This is a genomic window from Tenacibaculum sp. nBUS_03, from assembly GCF_051201695.1.
GTDB lineage: Bacteria > Bacteroidota > Bacteroidia > Flavobacteriales > Flavobacteriaceae > Polaribacter.
The window spans coordinates 913,548-933,745 of the sequence record NZ_CP179214.1; the positions used below are offsets into that span (position 1 = coordinate 913,548).

General features: G+C 27.5%; 18 protein-coding genes. 12 read left to right on the forward strand and 6 right to left on the reverse strand.

The genetic code is table 11. The annotated features are described in order from the left end of the window. Positions 1–2 precede the first annotated feature (2 nt). Together ACMFBB_RS04190 and ACMFBB_RS04195 are read right to left on the reverse strand one after the other, a co-directional pair. Positions 3–1,613 (reverse strand): peptidylprolyl isomerase, encoded by a 1,611-nt coding sequence (locus ACMFBB_RS04190; RefSeq protein ID WP_435263210.1) that lies wholly within the window; start codon positions 1,611–1,613, stop codon positions 3–5. A gap of 11 nt (positions 1,614–1,624) precedes the next feature. Next, the gene (locus ACMFBB_RS04195) at positions 1,625–1,924 is read right to left on the reverse strand and encodes a DUF493 family protein (protein WP_435263211.1); all 300 of its coding nucleotides are present in this window, start codon (positions 1,922–1,924) and stop codon (positions 1,625–1,627) included. Positions 1,925–2,014: 90 nt separating this feature from the next. Between ACMFBB_RS04195 and ACMFBB_RS04200 the strand changes: the two genes are divergently transcribed. The 5 genes from ACMFBB_RS04200 (at position 2,015) to ACMFBB_RS04220 (ending at position 6,743) form a co-directional block, all read left to right on the forward strand. Continuing rightward, positions 2,015–2,557 (forward strand): AAA family ATPase, encoded by a 543-nt coding sequence (locus ACMFBB_RS04200; RefSeq protein WP_435263212.1) that lies wholly within the window; start codon positions 2,015–2,017, stop codon positions 2,555–2,557. Next, positions 2,550–4,439: a RecQ family ATP-dependent DNA helicase gene (locus ACMFBB_RS04205; RefSeq protein ID WP_435263213.1), complete on the forward strand. Its 1,890-nt coding sequence runs from the start codon at positions 2,550–2,552 to the stop codon at positions 4,437–4,439. The genes ACMFBB_RS04200 and ACMFBB_RS04205 overlap by 8 nt, the downstream gene beginning before the upstream one ends. After that, positions 4,439–5,383, forward strand: a complete 945-nt coding sequence (gene fmt / locus ACMFBB_RS04210) for a methionyl-tRNA formyltransferase (protein WP_435263214.1) — start codon at positions 4,439–4,441, stop codon at positions 5,381–5,383. Before ACMFBB_RS04205 ends, fmt begins: the two co-directional genes overlap by 1 nt. A gap of 187 nt (positions 5,384–5,570) precedes the next feature. Then, a complete protein-coding gene (locus ACMFBB_RS04215) occupies positions 5,571–5,843 on the forward strand; it encodes an HU family DNA-binding protein (RefSeq protein ID WP_093871695.1) in 273 nt (90 codons plus the stop codon). A 123-nt stretch (positions 5,844–5,966) separates the two neighbouring features. After that, positions 5,967–6,743, forward strand: a complete 777-nt coding sequence (locus ACMFBB_RS04220; protein WP_435263215.1) for a pentapeptide repeat-containing protein — start codon at positions 5,967–5,969, stop codon at positions 6,741–6,743. Between the two features lie 41 nt (positions 6,744–6,784). Here ACMFBB_RS04220 and ACMFBB_RS04225 read toward each other — a convergent pair whose 3' ends face one another. After that, a complete protein-coding gene (locus tag ACMFBB_RS04225) occupies positions 6,785–7,957 on the reverse strand; it encodes a THUMP domain-containing class I SAM-dependent RNA methyltransferase (protein WP_435263216.1) in 1,173 nt (390 codons plus the stop codon). Positions 7,958–8,069: 112 nt separating this feature from the next. Between ACMFBB_RS04225 and ACMFBB_RS04230 the strand changes: the two genes are divergently transcribed. The 3 genes from ACMFBB_RS04230 to ACMFBB_RS04240 all read left to right on the forward strand — a co-directional run bounded on the left by ACMFBB_RS04230 (position 8,070) and on the right by ACMFBB_RS04240 (position 10,900). Then, positions 8,070–8,798, forward strand: coding sequence for a class I SAM-dependent methyltransferase (locus tag ACMFBB_RS04230; RefSeq protein ID WP_435263217.1), 729 nt, complete (start codon positions 8,070–8,072; stop codon positions 8,796–8,798). Then, positions 8,795–9,481, forward strand: coding sequence for a ZIP family metal transporter (locus ACMFBB_RS04235; RefSeq protein WP_435263218.1), 687 nt, complete (start codon positions 8,795–8,797; stop codon positions 9,479–9,481). Before ACMFBB_RS04230 ends, ACMFBB_RS04235 begins: the two co-directional genes overlap by 4 nt. Positions 9,482–10,069: 588 nt before the next feature. Beyond that, complete coding sequence (locus tag ACMFBB_RS04240) at positions 10,070–10,900, forward strand: hypothetical protein (protein ID WP_435263219.1); 831 nt, start codon at positions 10,070–10,072, stop codon at positions 10,898–10,900. A 28-nt stretch (positions 10,901–10,928) separates the two neighbouring features. Here ACMFBB_RS04240 and ACMFBB_RS04245 read toward each other — a convergent pair whose 3' ends face one another. The 3 genes from ACMFBB_RS04245 to ACMFBB_RS04255 are packed head-to-tail and all read right to left on the reverse strand — an operon-like array spanning position 10,929 to position 13,459. After that, a complete protein-coding gene (locus tag ACMFBB_RS04245; protein WP_435263220.1) occupies positions 10,929–11,291 on the reverse strand; it encodes a cupin domain-containing protein in 363 nt (120 codons plus the stop codon). 41 nt (positions 11,292–11,332) lie between these two features. Then, positions 11,333–11,893 carry a hypothetical protein gene (locus ACMFBB_RS04250; protein ID WP_435263221.1) on the reverse strand — a complete coding sequence of 187 codons (561 nt, stop codon included), beginning with the start codon at positions 11,891–11,893 and terminating at the stop codon, positions 11,333–11,335. Between the two features lie 48 nt (positions 11,894–11,941). Further along, positions 11,942–13,459, reverse strand: coding sequence for a helicase HerA-like domain-containing protein (locus tag ACMFBB_RS04255; RefSeq protein ID WP_435263222.1), 1,518 nt, complete (start codon positions 13,457–13,459; stop codon positions 11,942–11,944). A gap of 86 nt (positions 13,460–13,545) precedes the next feature. Here ACMFBB_RS04255 and ACMFBB_RS04260 point away from each other — a divergent pair, with 86 nt between their 5' ends. The 4 genes from ACMFBB_RS04260 to ACMFBB_RS04275 all read left to right on the forward strand — a co-directional run bounded on the left by ACMFBB_RS04260 (position 13,546) and on the right by ACMFBB_RS04275 (position 20,194). Continuing rightward, complete coding sequence (locus tag ACMFBB_RS04260) at positions 13,546–14,178, forward strand: 7-carboxy-7-deazaguanine synthase QueE (RefSeq protein ID WP_435263223.1); 633 nt, start codon at positions 13,546–13,548, stop codon at positions 14,176–14,178. Between the two features lie 128 nt (positions 14,179–14,306). Further along, positions 14,307–18,299 carry a T9SS type A sorting domain-containing protein gene (locus tag ACMFBB_RS04265; protein WP_435263224.1) on the forward strand — a complete coding sequence of 1,331 codons (3,993 nt, stop codon included), beginning with the start codon at positions 14,307–14,309 and terminating at the stop codon, positions 18,297–18,299. Between the two features lie 185 nt (positions 18,300–18,484). Beyond that, complete coding sequence (locus tag ACMFBB_RS04270) at positions 18,485–19,177, forward strand: carboxypeptidase-like regulatory domain-containing protein (RefSeq protein ID WP_435263225.1); 693 nt, start codon at positions 18,485–18,487, stop codon at positions 19,175–19,177. Positions 19,178–19,189: 12 nt separating this feature from the next. After that, positions 19,190–20,194: a transglutaminase domain-containing protein gene (locus tag ACMFBB_RS04275; RefSeq protein WP_435263226.1), complete on the forward strand. Its 1,005-nt coding sequence runs from the start codon at positions 19,190–19,192 to the stop codon at positions 20,192–20,194. Positions 20,195–20,198: the final 4 nt, after the last annotated feature.

Sequence of the window (20,198 nt, forward strand, 5' to 3'; positions counted from 1 at the left end):
TATTATTGATTATATGTTTGTTTTAATTTTTTCACTTCTCTTTTTCTTATCCTAATAACATTATTTTTCCTAAGGTTTTGTATCCAATCATCTTCTAATTTTTTCTGATAGTCACTTATTACTTCTCCTTTTACGTCTTCTAGTTCTTTTTGTTTATATTTCTCTTTAGTTTCGTCAAAAAACCGTTGTAAACCTATGGAGTCATTAGCTGACTTATTCCATATTTTTTGTTGCATTAACTCAAACAAAAGCAAACCTTCTTTATATTCTGTTAGAGTATGCCTAAATTCTGGTTCCCTGTTTATTAAATCTTCTTTAAAATAATTAAAAATTTCTTCATTTTTAAATCTTTCAAATAATAATGTAACATCCTCTTTTTTTCTATACTTAATATAATCATAAAAGGCTTTTTGTTTAATTTTTTTATCATTTATAGCAAGTACATTATCTTGAGCTAATTGCATTTTTGATAACTCATCTATTGACTTATTAGTAAAAAGTTCTAAATTTTTATCATAAACTCTTACATCATATTCTTTTTTAAGTTTATTTAAAACAGCCGTTTGAGATACCCTTAGCCTATCAGAGCTTTTAATCTTTTTTTCAATTGATACTTTCATCTCTTCAAAAGAAGCAATGGGGTAGTTTTTTACTAGTTTTACAATATGCCATCCAAATTTAGTTTTAAAAGGCTTACTTACCTCATTTATTATTTTTAATTTTAATACGTTTTTCTCAAAATCTTCAACCATTTTACCAGTACCAAACTTTGGAAGTCTACCTCCTATTTGAGCAGTACCTACATCTTCTGAATACTTCTTCGCTATTTCTTCAAAAGATTTTCCATTTTTAATTTTTTTATACAACGAATCTATTTTTGCTTTACCAACAATAGACCTATCTCGAGCCAAAATATGAGCTACCTCAAACTCACCTTTTGATTTTCTTTTCCCAGTTACCTTTAAAATATGATACCCAAACCTAGTTTTAAATGGATTTGACACTCCATTTAAATTAGTTTTATAAGCGTTATCTTCAAAAGGATACACCATTTTAAACGCTGAAAAGTACCCTAAATTCCCTCCATTAAATTCTGCAGAAGGATCTTCAGAAACTTCTCTTGCAACCTTAGCAAATGATTCTCCTGAAACCACTCTATTTCTTATCTCAATAATTTTATTGTAAGCTTTTAATGTATCACTACTTCTAGCTCTTTTAGGCAGCCTAACTAGTATATGGCTTGCTTTAACCTCGTTTTTAACTCGAAAATAAGCTTCTTTTACCAATCTATTAATTGACTCTTGATCTTGTAAATAAGGCGCAATTAATTGCTTTTTATATCCTTCTAACTCTCTTTTGTATGCGCTTACAGTATCTAAACCCAAAGCGTAAGCCTCATTTACCTTCAATTTATAGTTTATATATAAATCGAGATATTTATCAATATCTTTAGAATCTTCATCAACAACCAATCCTAAGTTTTTTTCATAAACTCTTTTAAACTCTGAAACAGATACGGTCTTTTTATTAACACTAAACAATTCTTTATTATTTTGCCCAACAATAGCTAAACAGCAAAATAAAATAGTAATACATAAAACTTGTTTTTTCATAAATTGTTATTTTATAAAGAAATAATCCCTTTAATTAATTCTGCTTTTTTATAATACGAAATCACTTCCTCTGAACTTTTAACTGTCAAATGTATTGAAACGCTAACATATTTTCCTGTTCTAGATTTTTTAGTATTGATTACAGCACCTCCATCATTAAATAAACTTTGCACCTCTTCTACCTGTTTACCGTCTGTTGGAACGATAAATTTATATAAATATTTTGTTGGAAAACTAGTTGTATCCTCTAATTGTGATTTTAATTTACTATAAAACGCTTCTCTATCTGCCATAATTATTTCATTTATCATATTTTTTTATCAGAAAATTTATTCAAACTGATAAAGCACAAAATTACACTATTTATTAAATTTATAAATTGAAACTTTTATTTTTGCACGATGCAACAAAAAATAGTTCTAATTGGTGGCCCTGGTACTGGGAAGTCATCTGTTTTAAAAGAGTTTATTAAAAGAGGATATGAATGTATGCCTGAAATATCTAGAGAAGTTACCTTAAACGCTCAGAAAAAAGGCATTGACCAACTCTTTCTTGATCAACCTTTACTTTTTAGCCAGATGCTGCTTGAGGGAAGAGAGAAACAATATATAGATGCGACTCAATCTGAAAGTGAAATTATTTTTTTTGATAGAGGAGTTCCTGATGTTCATGCTTATATGAATTATTTAGGAACTGATTACCCTAAAACATATATAGAAAAGAGTAATCAGTGTACATACGACAAAGTTTTTATGCTTGCTCCCTGGAAAGAAATTTATAAATCTGATAATGAGCGTTATGAAACTTTTGACCAAGCTGTTAAAATAGATCGTTACTTGAGAGAAACGTATATAGAAGTTGGGTATACAATAATTGATGTTCCTTTTGGCACTGTTAAAGAACGATGTGATTTTATTTTACACTCGTTGACAAACAATGTCTAATAAAGCCATACATATACTTGAAAAATATTGGGGGTATACTTCATTTAGGTATCCACAGCAAGAGATTATAAACTCTGTTTTAGATTACGAAGACACAATTGCTTTATTACCTACAGGAGGAGGTAAATCTATTTGCTTTCAAATTCCTGCACTTATAAATGAAGGTGTTTGCATTGTGGTTTCTCCATTACTTGCTCTTATTCAAGATCAAATTGAAAGTTTAACAAAAAGAGGAATTAAGGCTATCACGATCCCTTCAGGTAGTTCCGAAGACGATATCATCACATTATTTGATAATATTCGTTTTGGGAAGTATAAATTCTTGTACGTATCTCCTGAACGATTACAATCAAAATTTATTCAAAACAAAATCAAGCAATTAACCGTTAATTTAATTGCTATTGACGAGGCGCATTGTATTTCTGAATGGGGGCATGATTTTCGCCCTTCCTATGTCAATATTTCAATTTTAAGAGAAATACACCCCAAAGCAACCATTATAGCTTTAACAGCATCTGCTACTAATAAAGTTATAGCTGATATTGATTCTTACCTTAAATTAAAATCCAGTAATCTTTTTAAAAAATCTTTTAATAGACAAAATTTAGCATATCAAGTTTTTAATACTGAAGATAAATTATTTAAAATCAACCAAATTTTCAATAAAATAAAAGCACCTGCTATTGTATATGTTTCTTCTAGAAATAAAACTAAAGAAATTAGTGCTTATTTAAATGCTAACGGATTTAAAAGTAGTTTTTATCACGGAGGTCTTTCTTTACTTGAGAAACAAATCTCTTTTGAAAACTGGATATCAGAATCGACTCCTATTATGGTAGCTACAAATGCTTTTGGAATGGGAATAGACAAGCCTAATGTACGTGTTGTTATTCATATAAACTTACCTTTATCATTAGAAAACTATATTCAAGAAGCTGGTAGAGCTGGACGTGATGGTAAAAAAGCGTTCTCAGTAGTACTAACTAATAAAAGTGATGTTAATTCTCTAAAAGAATTTCAACAAAAACAATATCCAACAGTAAACGAAATTAAAGTTATTCATAAAAAGTTATACCAACACTTTCAAATATCAAGAGGAGAACTTATTGAATCTTCTTTCGACTTTGATTTCTTAGCTTTCTCTAATAAATATAATTTTATTCCTAACAAAGTATCAAATGCACTTCAGCTTTTAAATAACAATGGAGTTATATCACTTAACTCAAACTTTAAGCAAAAATCAACTATTCAGTTTGTTGCTACTAGTAAACAAATTATTAATTATTCAAAACATAGTATAACCACTAAAAAATTCATTCAAGCTTTATTAAGAATTTATGGAGGTGTATTTGAGCAACCTGTTAAGATAAATGAATTTTATATTGCAAAAAAAGCAGGAATTACCTCTACAAAAGTTGTAAGCCTTTTAGATGATTTAGTAGAAAAAGAGTATTTAGAGTATAAAAAAGCAACCAAAAACACTGAATTATTCTTTTTACTTCCTAGAGAAGATGATTACATTATTAATCGTATTTCAAAAAATATAAAATCTTATTTTAAACAAAAAAAACAAAAAGTTAATGACATTGCTTCGTTTGTTGAAAACAATAAACTTTGCAGAAACATTCAGCTATTACATTATTTTGATGAAAAAACTTCTGAAAAATGTGGGATTTGTGACGTTTGTTTGAAAAATAAAAAAGTAATTAAAAATATTACTGAGATAATAATTACTACAATAAAAAAGCATAAAGAGTTATCTTCTAAAGATATCTGTGCCTTAGTAAAAGAAAAAGAAGAAGACATTTTAATACATTTGCGAAAATTACTCGCCAATGAAATAATTGGTATTACAAACTACAATAAATACTTTATAAAATAATGAGAGATTTACGTATTGTTTTTATGGGAACTCCTGATTTTGCTGTAACCATATTAGAGCATTTAGTTACAAATAATTATACTATCGCTGGAGTTATAACCGCAGTTGACAAACCTGCAGGACGAGGAAGAAAATTAAATCAATCAGCCGTAAAAAAATATGCGTTATCTAAAAACTTACCGATTCTTCAGCCTAAAAATTTAAAAAGTGAAGAGTTTCAGACAGCTCTACAAAATTTAAATGCTAATTTACAAATTGTAGTCGCTTTTAGAATGTTACCAAAATCTGTTTGGGCAATGCCTAAATATGGTACATTTAACTTACACGCGTCATTATTACCAGAATATAGAGGGGCTGCTCCTATTAATTGGGCTATAATGAATGGCGAATCTAAAACTGGAGTTACAACTTTCTTTATTGACGATAAAATAGACACTGGTGAAATTATACTTCAACGAGAAACATTCATTCAAGACGAAGAAATTGTTGGTGAACTTCATGATAGACTCATGTATTTAGGTGCTGAATTAGTTAAAGAAACTGTTGATTTAATAGCCAATGGTAATGTTAAAACTACCAAACAACCTGAACTAGAGGATAAATCAGCTTATAAATTATTTCCTCATAATTGTAAAATAGACTGGTCTAAATCATTAAATGAAATATACAACCACATAAGAGGACTAAATCCCTACCCAGCTGCATGGACTAAAATTCATAATAATGAAGAGGAAATTTCAGCTAAAATTTACAAAGTTTCTAAAGAGTTTTTGTCTCATGATTATAAAAACGGGAAAATTATCACTACAAAATCATCATTAAAAATTGCCGTTAAAGATGGTTTTTTAATCGTTGATCAAATCAAACTATCAGGAAAAAAACTAATGGACTCTAAAAGTTTATTAAACGGTTATCAGTTTTCTAATGAAGCAATAGCTCTGTAGCCCTTTACTTATAAGGTAATTATAGTTTTCAACAAATAAACAAGCAGGGTTATTAACAATTAGAGCCTTTTTATTAACAAAACATCTTTTTTTTTGCATCAAATGTTGCACAATACCCCATTCCGTCTATATTTGTTGAGCTTATTAAGCAAAAAACATTAATTAATTTTTAAAATCCATTTAAATTATGAACAAATCAGATTTAATCGATGCTATGGCTGCTGACGCAGGAATTTCAAAAGCTGCTGCTAAAGCTGCATTAGATTCTTTAACTTCTAACGTAACTAAATCTTTGAAATCAGGAAACAAAGTTGCTTTAGTTGGATGGGGAACTTGGTCTGTATCTGAAAGAGCTGCTAGAACAGGAAGAAACCCTCAAACTGGTAAAGAAATTCAAATTGCTGCTAAAAACGTTGTTAAGTTTAAAGCAGGAGCTGGTTTAAGCGACTCAGTGAACTAAGATTTTTAAAAAAAATCATATCTATATAACGGCATTTAGTTCTCTAAATGCTGTTTTTATTTATAATGTGTAACGTTTTAAAAAAATAACTGTCTTTTATACATAAACATTAAAACAACACTTATGAAAAATATATTTACTATCATAACCGTTATATTTTTTTCAACAATCACTTTTAGTCAAAAAACAATCAGTGCTTCAGATATAATGAGAGATATAAAAGACGGTAACGTCATTGAATATTCTAACACTATTATTGAAGGAGTTCTAGACTTTACTTTTATGGATAAAGCTTTACCTAAGCTACCAAAAAGACGTCGTTGGTGGAATAACGGAGGTTCAAACACTATAGAAAAACAAATTATCAATAAAATAATTTTTAAAAACTGCACATTTAAAGATGATGTACTAGCTTACATCCCTCATGAAGATAGCGGTTATACTTTTATAGCTAACTTTGAAAGTGTCGCAATTTTTAAGAACTGTGTTTTTGAGCAAAAGGCAATGTTTAAATATTCAGATTTTGAAAGAGATGCTGACTTTTCTGGTTCTAAATTTAATAGCGACACCACTTTTAAATATGCTAAATTTAATAGACATATTTCTTTTAAAAATACTTTTTTCGAGGAATCTGCAACTTTTAAATATTCTGATTTCAATCAATTCGTAAGTTTTGAAAACTCCGTTTTTAATGAATCTGCTACATTTAAATATACAGAGTTTAATGATGGTGTTTCTTTTAATAATGTAATATTTAAGGAAGATTTAAACCTTAAGTACACTAAGGTTTCAGGAGAGTTTGATATAACCAATATGGAAGTTGCTTATGATATTGATTCTAAATACACTGATATAAATGGAAAAAGTTTTGGTAAGTATTTGTTAAAAAGCAAACGATAAACTTTATAAAAAAAGCCGTTGTAAATATACAACGGCCTTTTTTATTCCTCATACGAGGAATTCTTTTTAGCTTTTTTGCTTCCTTCGTATAATTCATACTTTACAAAACGACAATCTAAATCAGCATTTTTAAGTGGTATTCTTTTTGAGGTTCTTAAACCCACATGCTTTAAAGCTTGTATATCAGAAGTAATTAACCAAGCTGTAGAATTTCCATAATTATGTTTTAATGTATCTCCTATCTTTCCATAAAACTCTTCTACATCAATATTTAATCGTTCTCCATAAGGAGGATTGAACAAAATAGTAGTTTTACCAAACACTTCTTTTTTAGAATTAAAGAAATTCACATGATGAACACCTATAAACTCATCTAAATTAGCGTTAATTATATTTTGTTCAGCTTTTCTTACTGCTGAAGGAGCCTTATCAAAGCCCATAATTTTGAAATGAGAACTTCTTATTTTCTTTAATAGAGAATCTTGAATTACAAAATATAAATCCTCATCATAATCCTTCCAATTCTCAAAAGCAAAGTGCTTACGATTAATATTTGCAGGTATTTGATTAGCAATCATTGCTGCTTCAATCAAAATAGTTCCAGAACCGCACATAGGGTCAATAAAGTTTTCTTCCCCTTTATATCCAGATAATAATACTAAACCAGCTGCTAAAACTTCATTTATTGGAGCAATATTAGTAGCACTTCTATACCCTCTTTTATGTAAAGAATCACCAGAAGAATCTAAAGAAATGGTTAACCATTCTTTATGAATATGAATATGAATCTTTACATCTGGATATTTTAAATCAACATTAGGACGCTTTTTGTATTTATGCACAAAATAATCAGCAATGGCATCTTTAGACTTTAAACTAATATAATGTGAATTAGTCGTGAAATTTCTAGAATTTACAACTGCTCCAATAGAAAAGGTTCCTTCTACATCTAAAAATCGTTCCCATTTTATACGTTGAATAGCCTCATATAGATCTTCTTCATCAAAAATTTTACTCCTTTTTATAGGTTTTAAAATCCTAATAGCTGTTCGTAAAGCAATATTTGCCTTATACATAAACCCTTTATCTCCTCTAAAAGTTACATTTCTTATTCCTTCTTTAACCTCTTGAGCACCTAGTTTACGTAGTTCATCTGCTAAAACACCTTCTAAACCTGCCATTGTTATGGCTGTCATTTTAAAATCTTTCTCCATGTATACCTATAAAATTACGTTACAAAAGTACTGCTATTTTATCTACTTATGAATTTTTATTCTTTCATCTTATAAAACGTAAGATTTCATTATTTTTGCTGACTCTATAATTATGGATACAAAAAAAGATTGGTTTAGTTCGTGGTTTGATACACCTTACTATCATGTGTTATATAAACATAGAAATGATACTGATGCACATTTTTTTATGCGCAATATTACTTCTTTCTTAACACTAAAACAAAACAGCTTTATTGCTGACGTTCCTTGTGGCAAAGGAAGACACTCTGTTTTTCTCAACTCCTTAGGCTACAAGGTTATAGGAGGTGACTTAAGCAGCAATAGTATTCAACATGCTAAAAAATTTGAAAATGACTCTTTAGAGTTCGAAGTATGGGACATGCGTAAACCCATTGAAAATAAATACGACGCTATTTTTAACTTGTTTACAAGTTTTGGTTATTTTGAAGATGATAATGATGACATCTTAATTTTAGAAAATTTTAAAAACGGATTAAAAAAAGATGGTGTTTTAGTTCTCGATTTTTTAAATGTTGAAAAAGTAAAAGCTAATTTAATTCCAGAAGAAACAAAAACTATTGATGGAATTAAATTTATTATTAAAAAAGAGATAAAAAATGGTTTTATATTAAAACATATTTCATTTTTTGCCAACGATAAAAAACATAACTATACCGAGCAAGTTAAATTTTTAACTTTAGAAAAGATGGAAGCTTATTTTGAAAGTGCTGGATTAAAAATTAAACATATTTTTGGTGATTATTCTCTACAAAATTTTAACAAAAAAACCTCTGACAGATTAATACTGATTGCTAAATGAGTTATATATTATTAATACTATCTGTTTTATTAGGCTCTTTAATTGTTTTATTTATAAAACCTAGCAATACCTTTGTAAGGTTATTGCTTGCCTTTAGTGGTGCTTATTTATTATCTGTTACTGTATTACACTTACTTCCAGAGGTATATACTGAAAATACTAATATTAAATTAATTGGTATTCTTATCTTGGGAGGAATTCTAATACAATCTGTATTAGAATCATTTTCCAAAGGTGCGGAACATGGACATGTACATGTTCGTTCAGATAAAGATAAGTTTCCTTGGCTATTATTTATTAGTTTATGTATTCATGCGTTTTCAGAAGGTCTACCAATACACGAACATGAAGGTCATCAACACAATCTTTTGTGGGCTATTTTTATTCATAAAATACCAATTGCAGTTATTTTAACTACGTTTTTAATAAAAACTAAATACACAAAAAAAATGATGGTTCTATTTTTAGGATTATTTGCTTTGATGAGTCCGTTAGGTGTTTTTATTTCTGAAAAAATTACTTTTTTCACAAAATATCACTCAGAAATTACTGCTTTTACTATTGGTATATTTTTACATATTTCTACTATTATTTTATTTGAAGGCTCAGAAAACCACAAATTTAACTTTCAAAAGTTCACTGCCATATTACTAGGAATTTTACTTACTATTATTACTGTATAAGAGTACTCATACAGTAATAATAGTAAGTAAATAATGGTTTCCAATCATAAAAAAAATAGAAGGTTGAGAATTTGAGTATTGAAACTAGCATTCAACAATTCAATAGCTACTTTAAAACTGACCGTCCAAAAAACTTTACTTATCATAAGTCTTCTCAGGAAAAATACCTAATTGTAGGTATTTTGATTAACAAATAGTTATACTACATTTGATAAACACAATAAAATAAGAAGATTCAGTTTAACTATTATTTTCTATCATCTTAATTAGTGAACTTTTTGTTAAGGGAAATCCAACGAATACAATTTAATCATACATAAAGTATTGTACTAAAAAATACTGGTACTACTTAATATTTATTTAAGAAATGGAATTTAAAATACTTTCAAAAATGATTCCATTTATTTCAAATCAGCAAACATTCTTACTTTTAATTTTAACCTCATAATCAATCTAATAAATACAAGCTGGGTTGTAAAAACATTAGAAAAAATGATATTTACCAAAAAAAGAAAGAGTAAATCAAAGGTAATATATTTAATAAAAAAATAATCCTCTAAAAAACAACTAACATTAAAAAAAACATTTATGAAATCTTTCAAACCTTTTTTTATAGTTTTTTTTATAAGCAATTTCATTGTTGCTCAAAATAAAAAAACTACTACCCACTATTACCTTGAAGATAATAGTATTAAAACTATTGGTCGAATAGAATCTGCTTCTTTCATTAAACTAAAAGACAAACCTAAAAAATATGATTCTCTTAAAAATTTAGAAAGTAACAAAAGTGTTCTAGGAATCAAATTAGCAAATTTTATGGTTCCTAAAATTATTAACAAGCTAAGCTCTCTTATCTATAAACCTGAAAAATATGCCAAAAGTAATACAGCAATCTTTAACGTACTTAATTTTCCAAAAGAGAAAAACAATAATTTATTAACTGATAAAATTTTAGTGTATCGTAACTTTTCTATGCTTCCTGATACTAACAAAAATAATCTGTTATTAAGTTTTTCTTTCCATGAGTCTCCATATGGTAAAAACTTGTTTAAGGTCTTAAAGTTTGACAACTATCTGTATAACTATACAAATGTAAAACTTAAAAGAAAGCATCATAAAATCAATATATTAATAGATATAAGTATTTCATATTTTAATGAATACGGTATTTTAAAATCACACTCATTACGTACAATAAAAGTAGAAAATGCAACCCCGAAAGGACAAAAAACAGAAGTAGTAATCATTAAAGAAAAGATTGAAAGATATATCCCTACTAAACAACAAATTGAATCGATTACAATTACTGTAAATGAAGTGAATTCGAGAAAAAAAACATGGGATAAATGGTTAAAATTTTATCAAGACAATAAAGGGAAGGCTAGTGATTCCATAATAAACATAATAAATCCCGAATAACATAACATAGTGATTGATACTAGTTCATTTATTCTCTATTAACCAAACTCATAGAAAAAGCAGGTAAACAAATAGCTAAATACTCACATTCACTATCAAAAGGATTTGAATACTGAACACGAACATTTTTCTCTATTTTTATAGATTGTCCAGCTTTAAGAACAACGATATCTCCATCAATATTAAATTGTTTTTTACCTCTAATAACATAGGTATATTCCTCAAATTTTGGAGTTTGAAAAGGCTCACTCCAACCAGCTGGTGCCACCATATGCGCTATGCTTAATTCAGCGTTTTTATCTGTAGCATTTCCAAAGTGTTCTTCAATTAATTTGCCATCTGAAGTTGGTACTACAAAAGGACTTTTTTGAATTGTGTATTTTTTACTCATAAAAAAACAAAAGTCGAAACTGTGTTTCGACTTTTTATATTTTAGTTAAACCAAATGGTTAATGATTTAATTTTAGCTAAATCAGGAATTTGCTCAATACTTACTTTTTGTGTACTAAACTCTTTAAGTCCCAAGTCTTCTTTATCTATTGCTACAGTAGCGTTTAACTCATCTATAAACAAGGTTGCGGATGAAAAAGATGATTCAACTTTGCTAATTTTATTATTAGCATTTATTTCTTGAAAAGTAGAATTGATGTTTAAGCCCGTTTTTGTTTTAAATCTATCATCAAAAATTTCAATACTTTTAATTGTTGATGTTGAATCTAATTGTTCTTTAGGTATAATTGTAAGCAAATGTTTCCCCCCTTTTTCATAGACTAAATACTTATCATCGTCTTGAAAAAAATTATTTCCTTTAGCGCCTTCACTCAATATTTTTACTACAGAATCTTTAGCAAAAAGATTATCTACTTCTTGTATAGTAGTTTTAACAGTTAGCTCCCCCACTTTGCCTTTAGCAATATCATATTTACTTTTACCACATTGTATAAAAACAACAGAAATTAATGCTATAGCTAATGGTTTATATAGTTTTATCATGTAATTTATTTTAATTATAACGTTTTTTCCTTTTAAGAAATTATATTTCTACATTACTTTTTTTAATATTCCAAACACGCTCCTAATAAACGTTGCACTTGTTAGTACTTTTATAATAGGATTCATACGTGTACTTCTATTTCTAGAAGATGATTTTCTTCTTATTTTTTCTCTTTCTTTAAAATTATCTTCTTCTGTTTTTTGTTTATTTATTCTTTCTATTTTTTCATTTAACAACTCATAAGCACTTTCTCTATCAACAGTTTTGTTGTATTTCGAAATCAATTTAGAATTATCTAAAACTTCCTCAATTTCTTTTTCTGTTAATATATCCATTCTACTCATTGGTGCCCGTAACATAGTTCTAGCCAACGGTGTTGGAATTCCTTTATCATTTAACACTGAAACTAAAGCTTCTCCTATTCCTAATTGAGTTAACACCTCTTTAGTGTCATAATATTTTGAATCAGGGTAATTTTCTGCTGCTAATTTAATAGCTTTTCTGTCTTTAGCAGTAAAAGCTCGTAAAGCATGCTGTATTTTCATACCTAACTGCGCCAAAACATCTTCAGGAACATCTTTAGGGTTTTGTGTTACAAAATATAACCCAATACCTTTTGATCGTATCAACTTTATAATACTTTCAATTTGACTTAATAACGCTTTTGATGCTTCGTCAAATACTAAATGAGCTTCATCTATAAAAATAACTAACTCAGGTTGCTCACTATCTCCTTGCTCAGGGAATGTTTCATAAACTTCAGCCAATAGTTGCAACATAAAAGTTGAAAACAATTTTGGTTTATCTTGGATATCTGTTAAACGCAACACAGAAACAACTCCTTTTCCACTTTCATCGATACGAGTTAAATCATCTACTTCAAACGACTTTTCTCCGAAAAACAGTTCTCCACCTTGCTGTTCTATCTCTATTACTTTACGTAAAATTGCTCCCGTACTTGCTGTTGAAATTCGACCATACTCAGCCTTAATCTCATCTTTTCCTTCATTTGTTACAAATTGGAGAATTTTTTTAAAATCTTTTAAATCTAATAGCGGTAATTGGTTATCATCGCAATATTTAAAAATAATAGCAACAATACCTGATTGAGTTTCTGTTAAATCTAAAATTCTTGAAAGTAAAACAGGGCCAAACTCAGATATAGTAGCACGCAACCTAACTCCTTTTTGCTCGGAGATGGTTAAAATTTCAATTGGAAATTTTTTTGCATTAAACGGCACACCTATTTTTTCATGACGTTCATCAATTTTTGGATGACCAGGACTAGCTTGAGCTAATCCACTTAAATCACCTTTTACATCCATTAATAAAACAGGAATACCTTTTTCTGACATGTTTTCAGCCAAAACTTGCAATGTTTTTGTTTTTCCTGTACCAGTTGCTCCAGCAATTAACCCATGGCGATTTAGCATTTTCAAAGGAATATTCACCAATGCATCGGTCACCGTATCTTCTCCTAACATGCCTGCTCCCAGGGTTATATAATCACCTTTGCATGTATAACCGTCATTTATATACTTATAAAATTCTTCCGTTTTACTCATATTTTTTTGAAGTTCATTCGTAAAAAACATGTAAAAATAGCAAAAAACATTCATTAATTTTTAATGTTGACTATCTTTGCAACCTTATGTTGAAAAAAGAGATTCAAGAGTTGATAAATAAAGGTGAAATGCTTCCACTAATGGAAGAGTTTTATACCATCCAAGGAGAAGGGGCGCATACTGGAACTGCTGCTTATTTTATTCGTATTGGCGGTTGCGATGTTGGTTGCCACTGGTGTGACGTTAAAGAAAGTTGGGATGCCAATTTACATCCTCCTACTCATACAGACACGATTGTTGAAAACACTAGTAAATATGCAAAAACTGTTGTTATAACTGGTGGAGAGCCTTTAATGTGGAGTTTGGATTACATCACTAATCAACTTCAAGAAAAAGGTATTAAAACACATATTGAAACCTCTGGAGCTTATGCTTTTTCTGGTACTTGGGATTGGTTTTGCTTATCTCCCAAAAAAAACAAATTACCATTAAAACGTTCATATGAAGAAGCAGATGAACTGAAAATGATTATTCATAATAAAAATGATTTTAAGTTTGCCGAAGATCAAGCTAAAAAAGTTGGAGAAAAATGTAACCTCTTTTTGCAACCTGAATGGAGTAAGAAAGAAAAAATGACCCCTTTGATTATTGATTATGTAATGAATAATCCGAAATGGCGTATTTCTTTACAAACTCATAAATACCTGAATATCCCATAAGTAACTAGTATATAACAATACTTTTTATAAAAAGAAGAAGCTATTTTAGTATAAGCTTCTTCTTTTTTGTTTAAAAGACTACAGAATATTTATTTTTGCCGTCCCTAAATATTTAATCTACAAATCTTATGAAAAAAAATTACATTTTAATTCTTTTAATTCTATTAAGTTATCCATTATTTTCTCAAACCAATTTAGTTACTAATGGAGGTTTTGAAAATTGGACCAACAACACAACTTTAAACGATTGGACTACTGAAAATAATGTATCAAGAAATAGTGCAGACTTTAAAGAAGGAAATTTTTCAGCATCTTTAACTGTTCCCAATGATAACATAAAACCTAAAGTTTTCACTAAAATACCAATGGAAAATGGTGTTGAGTATACTGTTACTTTTAAGTATAAATATGTTGATTCAAACTATGGGGGTATGCATCCCATAAATTTAAAAATTATAAAAACAGGAAGTAGTTCAACTATTTCTAGCAACCGACTAGCTACCAATAATAATTGGACTACCGTTGTTGAAAAATTCACTCCTGATCAAACTGGAGAATACGACTTTAGTATTTCAACTGCCACCTATAACGGTGAAGGTTTTAATATTTTAATTGACGACGTAAAAGTTTTTGATCCTAACAATACAAGTAATGATATTGTAACTATACCTGATGCTAATTTTAAAGAAGCTCTACTTAGCCATAGTCCTACTATTGATACTAATGGAGATGGTGAAATTCAAGTTTCAGAGGCCGAAAACTTCCAAGGATATATGAAAATATCTAATAAAAACATCGATAACATAAATGGAATAGAGCACTTTACCAACCTATCAGGATTATCATGTTCTGATAATAAACTAACAAGCCTAAATCTTTCAAAAAACACTAAATTACGTAATTTAGTGTTTTCAGATAATGAAATAACCAATATAGATTTAACTAACAATACAGCATTGGCTAATTTATACTGTGTAAATAATAAATTAACTAATTTGAATGTTTCAAAAAACACTAATTTATTAAAAGTATTTTGTCATGCTAATGCTATTACTTCTTTAGATTTAACTAAAAATGAAAATTTGCAGATTATTTCTTGTGGAGATAGTTCTCTATCATTAAACACTTTACTTTTACCAAATAGCCTGCCTCAATTAACAAAGCTTACTTGTACTGGTAGTAATTTAACTTCATTAAATCTAACTGGCGCTACTTTATTAAAAAGGTTATACTTTACAGATAGCCAGATATCATCTTTAGATTTAAGTAAAAATATCGAATTAACAGAAGTTATAATTAACAACAATAAAATAAGCACATTAGACTTAACTAAAAATTCAAAAATCGCTAATTTAAGATGTGCAAACAACCTTTTAACTAATTTAAATATTACAAAGTGTGTTGATTTATCTGAATTATATTGTTCTAATAATAGGCTAAGCTCATTAAACTTAACTAACAATACAAAATTAACAAAAATTGAAGTTTCTAATAATCTATTAGAACAATTAGACCTGAGTTCTAATACCTTATTAACAAATTTAAAAGCTGATGAAAATAAAATAAAAACTATAACTTTAAATACATCAATTAAAAGAGTTAATTTATACCAAAATGAATTAAGTCAAATAAATACTTCTAACTTAAATGATATTGAGCATCTTTCTATAGGTAATAATAAGCTAACCAGTTTAGACATATCAGCTAATAAAAAAATAAAATACTTAAACTGTTCTTCTAATTTAATTTCTGCATTTGATGTAAGTTTGAACCCTGATATAACTAGCTTATATATTGACAATAACAAATTAACTTCTTTAAATGTAGCTAATGGAAATAATGATGATTTGGACTACTTACAAACGCAAAACAATGACGATTTATCTTGCATACAAATAGACCCTAATTATACTGATATAAGCAGATATGGATGGCAAACTAACTCTAAAACAAGTTATAGTAGTAATTGCACAAAATTTAATGAAATTGTAAACATCCCTGATGTTAATTTTAAAGATTATTTATTAAAAAAATCTTATATAAATTTAAATGGAGACAATGAAATTCAAGTAGGAGAGGCTGAAAAATATTCGGACGGTATATATGTTAGTAATTTATCTATTTCTAATTTAAAAGGAATAGAAGCTTTTAAAAACATCACTGCACTCGATGTTAATAATAACAGTTTAGCGACAATAAATATTGAAGGACTGTACAAACTAAATAGTATAAATCTTAATAATAATCAATTAAAAGAGATAAACTTAACTGATAATATTGAGTTAAAAAAACTTAGTATTGAAAGTAACTTACTAACTTATTTAGATTTAAGCACTAATATTGGACTAGAAGAATTAAGGATTTTTAACAATAAAATTACTGACTTAGATATTTTAAATTGTGAGTCATTGACATCTTTATATGCGCAAGCTAATAAATTAAAAACCCTAGATTTATCAAATAACAGCAAATTAGATTACATAAATTTATATAATAATTTATTAGAATCTCTAGATGTAACAAATAGTAAGGTTTTAAGTGAATTAAACTTAAATGAAAATAGACTAAGCTCTTTAAACTTAACAAACAATACAAAATTAACTAAAGTTGATGTTTCTAATAATTTATTAGAACAATTAGACCTGAGCTCTAATACCTTATTAACAAATTTAAAAGCTTATGAAAATAAAATAAAAACTATAACTTTAAATACATCACTTAAAAATATTGATTTACATCAAAATGAATTAAGTCAAATAAATACTTCTAACTTAAATGATATTGAATACATTAATGTAAGTAATAATAAGCTAACTAGTTTAGATATATCAGCTAATAAAAAAATAAAATACTTAAACTGTTCTTCTAATTTAATTTCTGTATTTGATGTAAGTTTGAACCCTCATATAACTAGTTTATATATTGATAATAACAAATTAACTTCTTTAAATGTAGCTAATGGAAATAATGATGATTTGGAATACTTACATACCAAAAACAATACTGCTTTATCTTGCATACAAATAGACCCTAATTATACTGTTATAAACAGATATGGATGGCAAAGTAACTCTAACACAAGTTATAGTAGTAATTGCACAAAATTTAATGAAATTGTAAACATACCTGATGCTAATTTTAAAGATTATTTATTAAAAAAATCTTATATAAATTTAAATGGAGACAATGAGATTCAAGTAGGAGAGGCTGAAAAATATTCGGGCGGTATATATGCTAATAATTTATCTATTTCTAATTTAAAAGGAATAAAAGCTTTTAAAAACATCACTAAACTCCATGTTGATAATAACAGTTTAGCGACAATAAATATTGAAGGACTGTACAAACTAAATAGTATAAATCTTAATAATAATCAATTAAAAGAGATAAACTTAACTGATAATATTGAGTTAAAAAAACTTAGTATTGAAAGTAACTTACTAACTTATTTAGATTTAAGCACTAATATTGGACTAGAAGAATTAAGGATTTTTAACAATAAAATTACTGACTTAGATATTTTAAATTGTGAGTCATTGACATCTTTACATGCGCAAGCTAATAAATTAAAAACCCTAGATTTATCAAATAACAGCAAATTAGATTACATAAATTTATATAATAATTTATTAGAATCTCTAGATGTAACAAATAGTAAGGTTTTAAGTGAATTATACTTAAATGAAAATAAGTTAAAAAAGTTAAATATAGCAAATGGAAATAACACTTCTTTAAAAGGGTTACAGGTTGTAAACAACCCCGATTTAACGTGTATTCAAGTTGACAATGTTTCTTTTGCAAACACCATCAATAATGACAAGTGGTATAAAGACAATACTGCTTCCTATAGTCAAAATTGTAGCGCTACTGCAAACATTAATGACCAAACGTTAAATGAAGCTATTAGTATTTACCCAAATCCTAGTAAGAATTTTATAAAAATTAAATCTAATTCTCTTTATAAAATTTATGAAATTAAATTAACTACTTTGTTAGGTAAAGTAATGATAACTTCTAAAAAACCTGAACTAAATATTTCTTATTTAGCTGAAGGTATTTATTTATTGAAGATAAAAGCAGACAACAATAAAGTAGCTATTAAAAAATTTATTAAAAAATAACCAAAAATTGACTTTCTTTAAACAAACCTCTTTGATTTATTTTCAAAGAGGTTTGTTAGTTAAAAAAGGTTGACTCTTTAAAACTTACACTTTACTCATCAAGAAGTATCTTTTCCTAATTATTGATTTTAAAAATCTAGAATAAAATATAGTTTTGATTAAAAATCAATTAAAATAAAAAAATTATGAAAAATCAATTTACATTAGGAATTAACAAACCTTGCTCTGAAGACTTTAATCAATTTACACCAACTAATTCTGGCGGGTTTTGTGGTACTTGTGAAAAAAACGTTATCGATTTTACTAAAATGAATTCCAAAGAAATCATTAATTATTTTAAAAATAATGATTCTAAAAAAACTTGTGGAAGATTAAAAAAACACCAATTAAAAACATATTCTGAAACTGCATATTTAAATAAAAAACAAAGTTTAATTGGAGGATTAGCTTTAACAATTATATCATTATTTATTCCAAATACGGCAAACGCTCAAAAATGTAAACAGCCAACAGAAATAATAATTCAAAAAAACAAAAAATTTAAACTTAAATCACACAATAATGGAGTTACTATAAAAGGTAATGTTAAAGATGAGTCAGGCTCACTACCTGGTGTTAGTATTCTTTTGAAAGGCACAAAAATAGGCACTGAAACAGATTTTGATGGCAATTTTGAATTTCCTAAACAACTAAAAAAAGGAGACATTTTAATATTTAGTTTTCTAGGAATGAAAACAGAAGAGGTTATCATTACAAACAAGATTGTTGCATCTAAAAAACTTATACAAGTGAAAATGAATGACGATAATATATTAGGCGAAATTTATTTTGTAGGAGAAGTTGCTATAAAGAAAACATTTTCATCTAAAAAGAAATAAAACTAAATTGCTATGAAGAAGGTTTTACTCATTATTTTTTTTAACCTATCTTATTTTGCACACTCCCAAGTTTCTGATTTTAAACACATAAACTTTAAAAAGATTGAAAGTATAGTTAAGACATACAAAGACGAAAAATTAAATAATTTACCTCAACTTTCTTTTAAACTTACTTCTAAATTAACAAGTGATATAGAAAAGTTTAGAGCTATTTACCTTTGGGTTACATCAAATATTAAAGGTGACTATAGCCTTTCTCGTAAAATAATAAGAAAAAGAAAACGACTCAAAAACGATAGTATCGCTCTTTACAATTGGAATAAGTCCATAACATCAAGAGTTTTTATGAGACTACGAGAAAAACAAAAAACAATGTGTACTGGATATGCTTATTTAATCAAAGAACTTGCTTCACTTTCCAATATAGAATGTAAAATCATTAATGGCTATAGTAGAACATCAACATCTAACGTTAATTCTTTTGAGCTTATAAATCATTCTTGGAACGCAGTAAAATTAAATAACAAATGGTATTTATGTGACCCTTCTTTATCTAGTGGTTATACAAATGAATTTTATACATTTATATTTGATTATAATGATGGGTATTTTTTAACTGAGCCTTCTTTATTTTCTAAAAATCATTATCCTCAAAATAAAAAATGGTTACTAGGCACCAATATTTCAAAACAGGATTTTATCACTTCTCCTCTTATTTATGATGAAGCTTTTAAGTATAAAATAGCACCTATAACTCCTTCAAAAATGAATATTGAAATAAAGAAAGGAGAAGAGGTAACTTTTAAGTTTAAAACATTGAAAAAAATTACTACAAAAAATATAACATTAGTATCATATATTGGAGTAAATGAAAAGCATCATAAAATTTATAACCTTAGAAATATAGATAACATTATTACTTTTAAGTTTAAAGTCAATAAAAAAAGGAATTATGATCTTCACTTAAAAATTGATAATGATATAGTAATAACCTACACAATGAAGCTAGTTCGGTAAAAAT

What these genes read in the sequence shown, in the direction of transcription:
- ACMFBB_RS04245 (WP_435263220.1), bottom strand. Translation starts at nt 11,291, where the DNA reads ATGAGTAAAAAATACACAATTCAAAAAAGTCCTTTTGTAGTACCAACT.
- ACMFBB_RS04190 (WP_435263210.1), bottom strand. Translation starts at nt 1,613, where the DNA reads ATGAAAAAACAAGTTTTATGTATTACTATTTTATTTTGCTGTTTAGCT.
- ACMFBB_RS04225 (WP_435263216.1), bottom strand. Translation starts at nt 7,957, where the DNA reads ATGGAGAAAGATTTTAAAATGACAGCCATAACAATGGCAGGTTTAGAA.
- ACMFBB_RS04270 (WP_435263225.1), top strand. Translation starts at nt 18,485, where the DNA reads ATGAAAAATCAATTTACATTAGGAATTAACAAACCTTGCTCTGAAGAC.
- ACMFBB_RS04255 (WP_435263222.1), bottom strand. Translation starts at nt 13,459, where the DNA reads ATGAGTAAAACGGAAGAATTTTATAAGTATATAAATGACGGTTATACA.
- ACMFBB_RS04275 (WP_435263226.1), top strand. Translation starts at nt 19,190, where the DNA reads ATGAAGAAGGTTTTACTCATTATTTTTTTTAACCTATCTTATTTTGCA.
- ACMFBB_RS04265 (WP_435263224.1), top strand. Translation starts at nt 14,307, where the DNA reads ATGAAAAAAAATTACATTTTAATTCTTTTAATTCTATTAAGTTATCCA.
- ACMFBB_RS04230 (WP_435263217.1), top strand. Translation starts at nt 8,070, where the DNA reads ATGGATACAAAAAAAGATTGGTTTAGTTCGTGGTTTGATACACCTTAC.
- fmt (WP_435263214.1), top strand. Translation starts at nt 4,439, where the DNA reads ATGAGAGATTTACGTATTGTTTTTATGGGAACTCCTGATTTTGCTGTA.
- ACMFBB_RS04235 (WP_435263218.1), top strand. Translation starts at nt 8,795, where the DNA reads ATGAGTTATATATTATTAATACTATCTGTTTTATTAGGCTCTTTAATT.
- ACMFBB_RS04220 (WP_435263215.1), top strand. Translation starts at nt 5,967, where the DNA reads ATGAAAAATATATTTACTATCATAACCGTTATATTTTTTTCAACAATC.
- ACMFBB_RS04260 (WP_435263223.1), top strand. Translation starts at nt 13,546, where the DNA reads ATGTTGAAAAAAGAGATTCAAGAGTTGATAAATAAAGGTGAAATGCTT.
- ACMFBB_RS04250 (WP_435263221.1), bottom strand. Translation starts at nt 11,893, where the DNA reads ATGATAAAACTATATAAACCATTAGCTATAGCATTAATTTCTGTTGTT.
- ACMFBB_RS04195 (WP_435263211.1), bottom strand. Translation starts at nt 1,924, where the DNA reads ATGATAAATGAAATAATTATGGCAGATAGAGAAGCGTTTTATAGTAAA.
- ACMFBB_RS04205 (WP_435263213.1), top strand. Translation starts at nt 2,550, where the DNA reads ATGTCTAATAAAGCCATACATATACTTGAAAAATATTGGGGGTATACT.
- ACMFBB_RS04240 (WP_435263219.1), top strand. Translation starts at nt 10,070, where the DNA reads ATGAAATCTTTCAAACCTTTTTTTATAGTTTTTTTTATAAGCAATTTC.
- ACMFBB_RS04215 (WP_093871695.1), top strand. Translation starts at nt 5,571, where the DNA reads ATGAACAAATCAGATTTAATCGATGCTATGGCTGCTGACGCAGGAATT.
- ACMFBB_RS04200 (WP_435263212.1), top strand. Translation starts at nt 2,015, where the DNA reads ATGCAACAAAAAATAGTTCTAATTGGTGGCCCTGGTACTGGGAAGTCA.